The 14,483-nt window shown below is 69.5% G+C and carries 2 protein-coding genes; both read left to right on the plus strand.

Features of this window, described 5'->3' with window-relative positions; translation table 11 throughout:
* The first annotated feature begins 61 nt into the window (after positions 1–61).
* The gene (locus BLU54_RS00905) at positions 62–13,099 is read left to right on the plus strand and encodes an Ig-like domain-containing protein (protein WP_091903628.1); all 13,038 of its coding nucleotides are present in this window, start codon (positions 62–64) and stop codon (positions 13,097–13,099) included.
* A 24-nt stretch (positions 13,100–13,123) separates the two neighbouring features.
* Positions 13,124–14,272 (plus strand): BamA/TamA family outer membrane protein, encoded by a 1,149-nt coding sequence (locus BLU54_RS00910; protein ID WP_091903631.1) that lies wholly within the window; start codon positions 13,124–13,126, stop codon positions 14,270–14,272.
* Positions 14,273–14,483 lie beyond the last annotated feature (211 nt).

A 14,483-nucleotide genomic window follows, 5' to 3' on the forward strand; every position in this document is an offset into this window, starting at 1 on the left:
CAGGAACGGCCGCGGCGGATCGCGTCGGCCGGCCACCCATGACCCACGGCCAGGAGCCAAAATGGACAAGCGGATTGACGTAAAAGCGCAGTCGGGAGCAGTTGAGACGCACACCGTTTCGCAGGCCACGCAAGACGCCACCATTCAGGTCCAGGCAGGCACGGAGGTCCGGCTCTTCGCCCAGCAGGGCGACATCGAGTCGATGCAGCGCCAGGGGCATGATCTGATCATCAAGTACACCGACGGCACGGTCGTGCGTCTGGTCAGTTACTTCGACTGCCCGACGGACGAGATGCCGAAGCTGGTGCTCGACGATCAGAACGACGCGAGCGGTGCGGAGCAGGTCTACAAGGCGGAGCTCGATCCCGCGGCGTGCTTTGCGGCGGGCGACACATCCAGCGGTCCGGTTGCGTTCGCGTGGGTGGCGGATGGCGGCGCAGGCCTGAGCCCGCTGTTGCTCGGCGGCCTGGCGGTACTCGGCGCGGGCATTGGCATTGCGGCGGCGAGCGGCGGCGGCAGCGGCCCGCACGGGCACGGCGGCTCCAGCGCAGCAACGCCCGACGCGCCGAGCGCGCAGTTCAACGCCGACGGCACCGCGGTGACCGGCCATGGCGCGCCGAATGCAACGATCGTCGTCACCGACGGGTCCGGCAAGACGATCGGGACCGGCACGGCCGACGGGCAGGGCAACTTCACGGTGCCGCTGACCGAGCCGCAGAACAACGGGCAGCAGGTCGACGTCACGCAGACGACGCCGGGCGGCACCTCGCCGACCACCTCGCTGACGGCGCCCGACCTCACTGCGCCCGATGAGCCGGTGATCCATGCGGTGACCGACGATGTCGGCGCGACGACCGGCACGATCGCCTCTGGCGGTGTGACCGACGACAACACGCCCACTCTCAGCGGCACCGCCGAGGCGAACTCCAGGGTCACGGTGTACGACAACGGCGTCGCGATCGGCAGCGCGACCGCCGACGCGTTCGGCAACTGGAGTTTCACCCCTGGCACGGCGCTGGCGGACGGCGCGCACAATTTCTCGGTGACGGCCACCGACGCCGCGGGTAATGTCAGTGCGTTGACGCCGATCTACGAGGTGACGGTCGACACCACCGCGCCGAGCGCGCCCACCGTCAATCCCACCGACGGGGCGCCCGGATCGGTGGTGTCGGGCACTGCCGAACCGGGCTCGACCGTCGCGGTCGACACGAACGGTGACGGCAAGCCGGATTACACGACGACCACGGACGGCGGCGGAAACTGGTCGGTGACGATCGGTTCCGAACTGCCGGCCGGGTCGACGGTCACCGCCACGGCGACCGACCCGGCCGGCAACACGAGTGCGCCCGGCACGGTCACTGTCGGCGCCGGGACTGGCGGCGATACGACGCCGCCCGCCGCGCCGGTGATCAACGATGCGATCGACGACGTCGATCAGATGACCGGGTCGCTCGCCTCGGGCAGCATCACGAACGATGCGTTGCCGACCTTGACCGGCACCACCGAAGCGAACGCGACGGTCACGGTCTATGACAACGGGGTGATGATCGGCACCGCGCAGGCGGACAGCGCGGGCGCATGGGCCTTCACGCCCGCCACCCCGCTGGTCGACGGCGCACACAGCTTCACCACCACCGCGACCGACGCGGCAGGCAATGTCAGCACCGCGAGTGCCGCCTACGACTTGACCGTCGACGCGACGCCGCCGGCCACGCCGACGGTCGATCCGACCGATGGCGCGGCAGGTTCAGTACTGACGGGCACCGCCGAGGCGGGCGCGATGGTGGCGATCGACGTGGACGGCGACGGTCAGGCCGACTACATGGTGGCCGCCGACGAAAACGGCATCTGGTCCGTGGCGCTGCGCTCGGCGGTGTCCGACGGCAGCACCATCACTGCGATCGCAATGGATACGGCCGGCAATATGAGCGCGCCCGGCACCGGGACCGTGGATGCGGGGGCAGTCGACACGACGCCGCCCGCCACGCCGGTCATCGCCGCTGCCGCGGACGATGTCGGCTCGATCACCGGCACGGTGCCGTCCGGCGGCAGCACCGACGACACGACACCGACGCTGAGCGGCACGGCCGAGGCCAACTCGACCGTCGCCATCTACGACAACGGGACGCAGATCGGCACGGCGAACGCCGACGCGAGCGGGGCATGGACTTTCACGCCGACCTCGCCTCTCGCCGAGGGCGCGCATGCGATCACGACCACCGCCACCGACGCCGCCGGCAACACCAGCCCGGCGAGCGCGGCATACGAGCTGACGGTCGACACGACGGCACCCGACGCGCCCTCGATCAATCCAACCAACGGCGCCGACGGCGCGGTGCTGTCCGGCACCGCGGAGCCGGGTGCGACGGTCGCCATCGACGTCAACGGCGACGGTTCGCCCGACTACACGACGACAGCCGACGGAGACGGCAACTGGTCGGTGCCGCTTGATGGCGCGGTGCCCGACGGCACGGCGATCAGTGCGACGGCCACCGACGCCGCGGGCAACACCGGCGCGCCCGGCACGGTCACGGTCGACGCGAGCGCGCCGGACACCACGCCGCCGGCGGCGCCGGTCATTTCGGCGGCAGCGGACGATGCCGGCGCGGTGATCGGCAACGTGCCGTCTGGCGGCAGCACGGACGACAATACGCCGACGCTCTCCGGCACGGCCGAAGCCGACTCGACCGTCACCGTCTACGACAACGGCGCGGCGATCGGCACCGCGGTCGCCAACGGCAGCGGGGCATGGACCTTCACGCCGCCTGCGGCGCTGGCCGACGGCCAGCACAGTTTCACGAGCACCGCGACCGATGCCGCCGGCAATGTCGGCCCCGCAAGCGCGGCCTATGACGTGACGATCGACACCGCGGCGCCGAGCGCCCCGGCGATCGGTTCGGCAACCGACGACGCGGGGCCGGTGACGGGCCCGATCGCGTCCGGCGGCACGACCGACGACACGACACCGACGTTGACGGGCACCGCCGAACCCGACACGACCGTCACCGTCTACGACAACGGCAATACGATCGGCACGACCGTGACGGATGGCAGCGGCAACTGGAGCTACACGCCGACCACGCCGCTGGGCGACGGCGCCCATGACCTGACCACCACGGCGACGGACGCGGCGGGCAACACCAGTCCGGCGAGTGGCGGTTATCAGATCACGATCGACACCGCGGCCCCGGTCGCGCCGGCGATCACGTCGGCGACCGACGATGTCGGCGCGAACACGGGCGTGGTGCCGACGGGCGGCAGCACCGATGACACGACGCCGACGCTGACGGGCACCGCGGAAGCCAACGCGACCGTCGCGATCTACGACAACGGCACGCAGATCGGCACCGTCGTTGCGAACGGCGGCGGCGCCTGGACCTTCACGCCGGCGACGCCGTTGGCCGAAGGCGCACACAGCTTCACGAGCACCGCGACCGACGCCGCTGGCAATGTCAGCGCTGGCAGCGCCGCGTATGACCTGAGTGTCGACACGACCGCGCCCGCGGCGCCGACCGTCAACCCCACCAACGGTGCGGACGGTTCGGTCCTGTCGGGGACCGCGGAACCGGGCGCGACCGTCGGTGTCGATGTGAACGGCGACGGTCGTCCCGACTACACCACCACCGCCGATCCCGATGGCAACTGGTCCGTGCCGTTGAATGGCGCGGTGCCCGACGGTACGACGATCAGCGCGACGGCGACCGATGCCGCCGGCAACACGGGCGCGCCTGGCACGACCACGGTCGATGCCAGCACACCGGACACGACCGCGCCGGCGGCACCCGTCATTGCCGCGGCCGACGACGACGTCGGTGCGGTGACCGGCACCGTGCCAGCGGGCGGCAGCACCGATGATGCGACGCCGACGCTGACCGGAACGGCCGAAGCCAACGCGACGGTCCACGTCTACGATAACGGTACGGAGATCGGCACCGCGAGCGCCGATGCCACCGGCGCCTGGAACTTCACACCGGCCACGCCGCTCGCCGATGGCGCGCATGCGTTTACCACCACCGCCACGGATGCTGCCGGCAATACCGGCCCGGCAAGCGCCGCCTATGACGTGACCGTCGACACCGCGACGCCAGCCGCGCCGGTGATCGGCTCGGCGACGGACGACGTGGGTGCGACGACCGGTCCGATCGCCTCGGGCGGGACGACCGACGACAACACGCCGACGCTGAACGGCACGGCCGAAGCCAACGCGCTCGTCACCGTATATGACAATGGCGTGGCCCTGGGCACGACGACGGCGAATGGCACGGGCGTCTGGAGCTTCACGCCGACTGCGCCGTTGGAAAACGGGGCACATGCGTTCACGTCGACGGCGACGGATGCGGCAGGCAACACCGGTCCGGCGAGCGTTGCCTACGACATCAACGTCGACGCGACGGCGCCGGCCGCGCCGGTAATCGGTTCGGCGACGGACGACGTGGGTGCGACGACCGGTCCGATCGCCTCGGGCGGGACGACCGACGACAACACGCCGACGCTGAATGGTACGTCGGAGCCGAACGCGACGATCACCGTGTACGACAACGGCGCGGCGATCGGCACGGCCGTGGCCGACGGCACGGGTGCATGGGCGTTCACGCCGACCACGCCGCTCGCCGATGGCGCGCATGCGCTGACGACCACGGCAACGGACGCCGCCGGCAATACCGGCGCGCAGAGCGCGCCGTACGACATCAACGTCGATGCGACCGCGCCGGCTGCGCCGGTGATCGGCTCGGCAACGGACGACGCGGGCGACGTGACCGGCCCGATCGCCGCCGGCGGCACCACCGATGACAACACGCCGACGCTGAACGGCACGGCCGAACCCAATTCGACGATCACCGTCTATGACAACGGCAACGCGATCGGCACCGCGACCGCCGACGGTACCGGCGCCTGGAGCTTCACGCCGGCCACGCCGCTGGACGACGGTTCGCACGCGCTGACGACCACGGCAACCGATGCCGCCGGCAATACCGGCCCGGCAAGCCCGGCGTACGACATCAATATCGATGCGACGGCGCCGGCCGCCCCGGCGATCGGCTCGGCGACGGACGATGCGGGTCGGGTCACCGGTCCGATCGCTGCAGGCGGGACGACCGACGACAACACGCCTACCCTGAACGGCAGTGCAGAGCCGAACGCGACGGTGACCGTCTACGACAACGGCGACGAGATCGGCACGACCACGGCCGACGGCACCGGTGCCTGGAGCTTCACGCCCACCACGCCGCTTGCCGACGGTGCCCACGCGCTGACCGCGACGGCAACCGACGCGGCGGGCAACGCGGGACCTGCGAGTCCGGCCTATACGATCAATGTCGACGCCACCGCGCCCGCCGCGCCGGCGATCGCTTCGGCGACCGACGACGTCGGCGCGACGACCGGGCCGATCGCCGCGGGTGGCACGACCGATGACAACACGCCGACCCTGAACGGCACCGCCGAAGCCAACGCGACAGTGACGGTCTACGACAATGGCGTGGCGCTCGGCACGGTCGTCGCCGACGGCACGGGAGCGTGGACGTTCACGCCGACTGCACCGCTGGCCGACGGCGCGCACGCCTTTACCACCACCGTGACCGACGCTGCGGGTAACACCGGCGAGGCGAGCCCGGCATACACGGTCAACATCGACGCAACCGCACCAGCGACGCCGGCGATCGGCTCGGCGACGGACGACGCCGGCGCGGTGACCGGCCCGATCGCCGCGGGCGGCACGACCGACGACAACACGCCGACCCTGAACGGCAGCGGCGAGCCGAATGCGACGATCACCGTCTACGACAACGGCAACGAGATCGGCACGACGACCGCCGACGGCACCGGGGCCTGGAGCTTCACGCCCGCCACGCCGCTGGCCGACGGCGCCCACGCACTGACCAGCACCGCGACCGATGCGGCAGGCAACACAAGCGCGCCGAGTCCGGCCTACACCATCAACGTCGACGCGACACCGCCGGCCGCGCCGGCGATCGGTTCGGCGACGGACGACGCCGGCACGGTGACGGGTCCGATCGCCTCCGGCGGGACGACCGATGACAATACGCCGAGCCTGACCGGCACGGCCGAGGCGAACGCAACGGTCACCGTTTACGACAACGACACGGCAATCGGCACCGCGGTCGCCGACGGCACCGGCGCGTGGACCTTCACGCCTACCGCGCCGCTGGCCGACGGCGCGCATGCGTTCACGTCCACGGCGAGCGACGCCGCCGGCAACACCGGGCCGCAAAGCGCCGCTTATACCGTCAACATCGACGCAACAGCGCCCGCGGCGCCGACCATCGGTTCCGCGACGGACGACGTGGGGGCGACGACCGGGCCGGTCGCGTCGGGCGGTACCACCGACGACAACACGCCGACCTTGAACGGCACCGCCGAAGCGAACGCGACGGTGACCGTCTACGACAACGGCGACGAGATCGGCACGACGACGGCCGACGGCACCGGTGCCTGGAGCTTCACGCCTACCGCACCGTTGGAGAACGGCACGCACGCGTTCACTTCGACGGCGACCGATGCCGCCGGCAACACCGGCGCAGCGAGTCCGGCGTACACCGTCAATGTCGACGCGACGGCGCCGGACGCGCCGACGATCGGCGCCGTGTCGGACGATGTCGGGCCGATCACGGGCACGGTCCCGGCGGGCGGCACGACCGATGACGCCCAGCCCTTGCTGACCGGCACCGCCGAGGCCAATGCGGTGATCACGGTCTATGACGACGGCGCGGCCATCGGCACCGCACGGGCCGACGGCAGCGGCGTCTGGGGCTTCACTCCCGATGCCCCGCTCGACAACGGGCATCACGCGTTCACCACGACGGCGACCGACGTGGCAGGTAACGTCGGTCCGCAGAGCGCGGCGTACGACGTGACGGTCGATGCGGTCGCACCCGCGGCGCCAGGCGTCGGTTCGGCGACCGACGACGCCGGTACCGTGACGGGCCCGCTCGCGTCCGGGGATACGACCGACGACACCACGCCGACGTTGACCGGCAATAGCGAACCGAACGCGACGGTCACGATCTACGACAACGGCACGCCGATCGGCACCGCGCCCAGCAACGAAGCCGGGGAGTGGACGTATACGCCCACGACGCCGTTGGGCGACGGCGTGCACGAGATCACGGTGACGGCCACCGACGCAGCCGGCAATACCAGTCCGCCGAGCGCCGGCTACGAGCTGACCATCGATACCGCGGCGCCGCAAGCGCCGGTGATCGCGTCCGCCACCGACGATGTCGGCGCCACGACCGGCGCGATCCCTTCCGGCGGCACGACCGACGACGACCAGCCGCTGCTGACGGGCACGGCAGAGGCCAACGCCACGGTCACGGTCTACGACAACGGTGCGCAGATTGGCACGGCGATCGTAAGCGGCACCGGCGCGTGGAGCTTCACGCCAACGACACCGCTGGACGACGGTCCCCATAGCTTCACCGCGACGTCCACCGATGTGGCCGGCAATACCGGCCCGGCTAGCGCACCGTATGCGTTGACCGTCGACACCGCCGCGCCGCTCGCGCCGTCGATTGACGGCGCGAGCGACGATGTCGGCGCCGTCACCGGCAATGTCCCGTCGGGCGGCACGACGGACGACGCGCAGCCGCTGCTGAGCGGCACCGCCGAAGCGAATGCGACGGTGACCGTATACGACAACGGCGCGGCGATCGGCACTGTCGTTGCCAGTGGCACGGGTGCCTGGAGCTTCACGCCGACGACGCCGCTCGACGATGGCCCGCACAGCCTGACCGCGACAGCGACGGATGCGGCCGGCAACACCGGCGCGCAGAGCGCGCCCTACGATCTGACCGTCGATACGGCAGTGCCGGTCGCGCCGACCATCACGTCGGCGACCGACGACGTGGGCGCGAGCACCGGCGTGATCGCGTCCGGCGGGACGACCGACGATACGCAGCCGCTGCTGAGCGGCACCGCCGAAGCGAATGCGACGGTGACCGTGTACGACAACGGCGCGGCGATCGGCACCGCCGTTGCCAGTGGCACGGGTGCCTGGAGCTTCACGCCGACGACACCGCTCGACGATGGTCCGCACAGCTTCACCGCGACCACCACCGATGCCGCCGGCAATACCGGGGTGGCAAGCGCCGCCTACGATCTGACCGTCGACACGGCGGCGCCGGTTGCGCCGTCGATCGGCGCGGTGACGGATGACGTCGGTGCCACCACCGGCGTGATCGCGGCGGGCGCCACGACCGACGACGACCTGCCGCTGTTGACCGGCACCGCCGAAGCGAATTCGACGGTGACCGTGTACGACAACGGCGCGGCGATCGGTACCGCCGTCGCCAGCGGCACGGGTGCGTGGAGCTTCACGCCGACGGCACCGCTTGACGACGGTCCGCACAGCTTTACCGCGACGACGACCGACGCGGCCGGCAATACCGGGGAACAGAGCGCCCCGTACGACATCGTCGTCGATACGGTGGCGCCGGTCGCGCCGACCATCGCCTCGGCTACGGACGACGTCGGCGCAAGCACCGGCGTGGTCGCGTCCGGTGGCACCACCGACGACACGCAACCGCTGCTGAGCGGCACCGCCGAAGCGAACGCAACGGTCACGGTGTACGACAACGGTGCGGCGATCGGCACCGCCATTGCCAGCGGCACTGGCGCGTGGAGTTTCACGCCGACGACGCCGCTCGACGACGGTCCGCACAGTTTCACCGCCACGACAACGGACGCGGCCGGCAACACGGGCGCGCAGAGCGCGCCGTACGATCTGACGGTCGATACGGCGGCGCCGGTGGCGCCGACCATCACCTCGGCGACCGACGACGTTGGCGCCACCACGGGCGTGGTTGCGTCGGGTGGCACCACGGACGACACCCAGCCGCTGTTGACGGGCACGGCGGAGGCGAACGCGACGGTGACCGTGTACGACAACGGCGCGGCGATCGGCACTGCCGTTGCCAGTAGCACCGGTGCGTGGAGTTTCACGCCGATCGCGCCCCTGGAAGATGGTCCGCACAGCTTCACCGCGACGACGACCGATGCCGCCGGCAATACCGGCGTGGCGAGCGCCGCCTACGATCTAACGGTCGACACGGCAGCGCCGGTGGCGCCGACCATCACCTCGGCGACCGACGACGTCGGCACGACCACGGGCGTGGTCGCCTCCGGAGGCACGACCGACGACAATCTGCCGCTGTTGACCGGTACGGCCGAAGCGAACGCGACGGTGACCGTCTATGACAACGGCGCGGCGATCGGCACTGCCGTCGCCAGCGGCACCGGCGCGTGGAGCTTCACGCCGGTCGCGCCGCTCGACGATGGTCCGCACAGCTTCACCGCGACGACGACCGATGCCGCCGGCAATACCGGCCTGGCGAGCGCCGCCTACGATCTAACGGTCGACACGGCAGCGCCGGTGGCGCCGACCATCACGTCGGTGACCGACGACGTCGGCGTGACCACGGGCGTGGTTGCGCCCGGCGGCACGACCGACGACAACCTGCCGCTGCTGACCGGTACGGCCGAAGCGAACGCGACGGTGACGATATATGACAACGGCGCGGCAATCGGCACCGCCACGGCCAGCGGCACGGGCGCGTGGAGTTTCACGCCGGTCGCGCCGCTCGATGATGGTCCGCACAACTTCACGGCCACCACCACGGACGCTGCGGGCAATACCGGCGCCGAAAGCGATCCCTACGGTGTGACAGTGGACACGGCCGCGCCAGTGGCGCCGACCATCACGTCGGCGACGGACGATGTCGGCGCGATTACCGGCGTGGTGGCATCGGGCGGTACGACCGATGACGCGCAGCCGCTGCTGACCGGCACGGCCGAGTCGAACGCGACCGTCACGATATACGACAACGGCGCGGCGATCGGTACCGCCACGGCAAGCGGCACGGGTGCCTGGAGCTTCACGCCGACCGCGGCGCTGGACGACGGTCCGCACAGCTTCACCGCGACGACGACGGATGCCGCCGGCAACACGGGGGTGGAGAGCGCCGCTTACGTGATTGATGTCGATACGGCTGCGCCGGCCGCCCCGACGCTCGTCTCGGTGACCGACAACGTCGGTGTCGTCACCGGAGTGGTCACCGCAGGCACGTCGACCGACGACAATACGCCGACACTGAACGGCACGGCCGAGAGCAACTCGACCGTGACGATCTACGACAATGGCGCGGTGATCGGAACAGCGACGGCGAACGATTCCGGCGACTGGAACTTCACGCCGACCGCACCGCTCGACGACGGCGCGCATTCGTTCACCGTGACGAGCACCGACGCGGCCGGCAACACTGGCGCATCGAGTGCGGCGTACGATGTGACAGTCGACACCGAGGCCCCGTTCGCGCCGGCGATCACGTCGGCGAACGACGACGTCGGCACCGTGACTGGACCGGTCGCGTCCGGCGGGACGACTGACGACACGACGCCCACCTTCTCTGGCACGGCCGAAGCGAACGCGGTCATCAACCTCTACGACAACGGCGTGCCGATCGGCACGGCCGCGGCCGACGGCAACGGTGGCTGGACGTTCACGCCCACCGCGCCGTTCGCGGAGGGACCGCATACCATCACCGCGACGGCCACCGATGCGGCCGGCAACACCAGTACCGGTAGCGTCGGCTACGACCTGACGGTCACGAGCAGCGATACGCTCGACGCGGTGCCCGACACTGCGACATTGGATGGCGGCGGCGTGGTCGCGGTCGAACAGGCGCCGGTCACGAGCAACGACGTGTTGGTGCTGGGTGTCGCGGAAGCGGACGACGGGACCGACGGCAGCCAGGCATTCACGATTGCGCCGAACAGCGCCGGCATCCTCCACATCGAGGTGACGCAGACGTCCCTGGTGGCGGTGGCCGACGCGTATCAGATCGACGTGGTCGACGCGAACGGCAATGTCGTATATTCCGCCACGTCGAGCGGCCAATTGCTCGGCGGCGTCGGCAACGTCGGCGTGCTCGGCGTCGTTGGCGACAACACGCTGACGGCGGACGTCGGTGGACTGCCGGCAGGCACCTACCACGTCGTGGTGCACAACGCCGATCAGAGCACGCTGACCGACCTGCTCGATTCGAACGACGATGGCGGCGTCTCGCTGACCGAACTCGGCAACAGCGGTGTTCTGCTCGGCCCGGACAACGAAACGCTGATTCTCGATACGGTCGCGAACGCGCTTGACGGCAGCGTGCTCGGCATCCCGCTGGGCAACCTCGGCTCGACGATCGTCGAACCGTTGCTGCAGACTGCGCTGGACGCAGTCAATGCCACCGGGCAGGAAACGCCGGTTTCCGCGCTGGTCGGCATCCTCGGCGACGTGCTGAGCAACAACGCAGTCACCACCGCGCTGGCGCCGCTCGGTCTCGACTCCGGGGACCTGCTCAACAGCGTGATCAGCACGCTCGCCAGTACCCTGCTCAGTAACACGCTGTCGCTGCTGCAGCAAACGTCGATCACGACCCAGTACACCGGCTATGCGTTCGAAAACGGCGATCTGACCGGCAATGTGATCACCGATCCAGCGGGCGCCGACAACTTGGGCGTCAACGGCAACGCCTCCGTTACCCAGGTGACGTGGGACAGCACGACCGTCGGCGTCGACGCGGTGAACGGCGCGACGATCCAGGGGCTCTACGGATCGCTGCACATCAACGCCGACGGGTCGTACACCTATACCGGTTCGGGCGACCCGGCCGCGTTCAACCATTCGGACGTGTTCACCTACACGCTGTCCGACGGCATCGTGGCCGACAGCGCCACGCTGACGATCAATATCGTCGATACGGTGGCACCGGTGGTCACACCGACCATTACCGCGATCTCCGACGATACCGGCACGGTCGGCGACTGGCGGACCACGGACGTTTCCCCGACGATCATCGGTCATGTCGATGCGCCGCTCGCGACCGGCGAACGGGTGCAGGTGAGCATCGACGGCGGCGCATGGACCGACGCCACCATCGACCCGAGCGACGCCAGCGGCACGACCTGGTTCTTCGGGCCGGGTGCGTTGTCCGGCGGCGCGCACACGGTCACCGTGCAGGTCGTCGACCAGAGCGGCAACGTCGACACGAACACCGCCTCACAGGTTGTCACGATCGATACCTCGAACCAGTCGCCGGTCGTCGCGTTGAACAACGGGCTGCTGGGCGGCCTGTTGGGCGTCGACGCGCTGGAGTTGGCCGACATCGGCAATCAAACATTCGTCGCCTACGACACAGGCAACAATCTGCAGAGTGTCTCGATCGAATACAGCGTGCCGATCAATATCGGTGCGTTCGACCTCGCGGCGTCCAATGCGCTGGCGACTGAGCTGGGCCTGCAGTACAGCGTGGATCACGGCAACTACAATGTGCTGACCGGCGCGCCAGAGTCGTCGACGCTCACCATCACCTCGCTCACCGGCGGTACGATCGACAACCAAGCGGTGCTGGAGCTGCTTGGCTCGGTCTATCTCGATACCGCGCTGAACATCGGGGTGGCGCCAACCTATTCGCTCACTGCGACCGATGCGGGCGGGCTGAGCGCCACCACGAGTTCGACGACGCTGGCGAACCTCGGTCTCGGTACAACGATCAACTCGTCAATCATGCTGGGCACGACGAACAGCGAGACGATCACCGGCTCGTCCGCCGACGAACACATCTATGGCTTCGGCGGCAACGACGTCCTGCACGGCAATGACGGCAACGATCTGCTGCGCGGTGGCGTCGGCGCCGACTCGCTGTACGGCGACGGCGGCAACGACGTGCTGGTGTATGACGCGAACGACATCGTGATCGATGGCGGTGATGGCGACGATACGCTGCTGATCGAGGATGCGGTGGCCTCGATCGTCGGCAAGTCGACGCCGGTGCAGAACATCGAGACGATCCAGCTGGGCAGTGACAACGGCGCGCACACGTTGACGCTGGATGCCGCGGGCGCGAACAAGGCCACGGGTGGCGCTCCGCAACTCACGATCGAGGGGTCGCAGAACGATACCGTGAATTTGGCCGGCGGCGTGTTCCACGGGCAGGTGTTGATCAACAACCATGCCTACGAGTCTTATACGCTGGGCAGTACCACAGTGCTGATCGAGGACCAGATCCACGTCAATGTCACACCGATCTAAGCCTGTCGCGCGCGGGCCTCGCCTATGACGTCCGTGCGCCGTTTCACCCTTGCCGCCGGTCTGTGCTGTTCGCTGATCTCCTCGATCACGACGGCACGGGCCAGCGACGCTTCACCCGCGCCGGCGGCCGATGCGTCCGCCACCGAACCACGTCATGCCGCGCCGCCGTCGCCCGGGCCGGAACGCCTCGAACTTGGCGCGGCGGTGGACAGCGAGAGCGGTCTGATCGGCTCCGCCTATGTAGGCAAGAACAATCTGATCCCAGGCGTCTTCACATTCGCGACGTTCCGCTACGCGCGCGAGACGCAGCGCGGCCAGGCCGGCCTCTTCAAGCCCAACGCGTTCGGCGAGCGCGTCGATGCCGGCGTGGATTTCAACTATCGCCGCGACGCGTATGACGACCAGGGTTTCTGCGCCAGGACCTACGGCATCGAGCCCTATGTGCAGTTCCATATCGGCGCCAAGGGCGTGCTGACCACGGGCCTGGGCTACCGTGTGCAGACGGTGGACCATCTCGCCGGCGATGCACCCCTATCGTTCCGGCACGACGAAGGAACGCGGTCGGGCGTGTACCTGCGCGCGTCGTATGCGCTGGACAAATTCGTCGACACGACGCGGTTGACGATGAGCGCCGACCTCGACAACCATCTCTACAACCTTGCTTCCGGCCGGGACGGGGTCTTCCAGTCCGAAGGCCGCCTCCGCACCAAGGTCGCGCTGGTGCCGGATTCGCTCAGCCTGCTCAACATCGTGCGCGTCGGCTATATGCACGCGGTCGGCGGCGGCTCGCCGAGCGTCGCGGATCGCTTCTTCATTGGCGGTGTCAGCCTGCGCGGCTTCGAGCCGCGCCATGTGGGGCCGCGCGACGGCAACTACTTCGCGGGCGGCGATCGCTACGCAACCGCCAGTCTGGACGTCATCAAGAAAGTCGGCACGCTGCTTGGCAGTGCGGTGTCGATCAGTGTATTCACCGATGTCGGCTCGCTATGGGGCGGCGACCTGCGGCCCGACGCGGCAGCGGACACGCGCGCGGTCGTGCGCGCGTCGGCCGGCGTCGCAGTCACCTTCTCGGTCGCCGGCTTGCCCGTTTCGCTCTATGCGGCGAAGCCGTTCCGAAAGCAGCGGGAGGACGTCGAGCAGAATTTCGGCATGTCGGTCAGCATGCGCTTTTGAAGCGTGTGCGAGCGGGGACCGGATGGAAATGGCGCTGCGTGGCAGGCGGCGCTGCCCGACTGCCGCACGGTCGTGGCTGTCGATATGACGACGGGGGGCGGACGGGCCGCCGCTGCGGCCACGGCGTGAGCCGACCAGGTCGGCGACGCGTGCCGCTGCCCGACGTGCACCGCTCGGCCGACCCGCCGCGTGGCGCGCGAGCAGGGCCGAC

The organism is Chitinasiproducens palmae, assembly GCF_900095735.1.
GTDB classification, from domain to species: Bacteria; Pseudomonadota; Gammaproteobacteria; order Burkholderiales; family Burkholderiaceae; genus Chitinasiproducens; species Chitinasiproducens palmae.

Coding starts and splice junctions, on each gene's coding strand:
- BLU54_RS00905 (WP_091903628.1), top strand. CDS start 62: ATGGACAAGCGGATTGACGTAAAAGCGCAGTCGGGAGCAGTTGAGACG.
- BLU54_RS00910 (WP_091903631.1), top strand. CDS start 13,124: ATGACGTCCGTGCGCCGTTTCACCCTTGCCGCCGGTCTGTGCTGTTCG.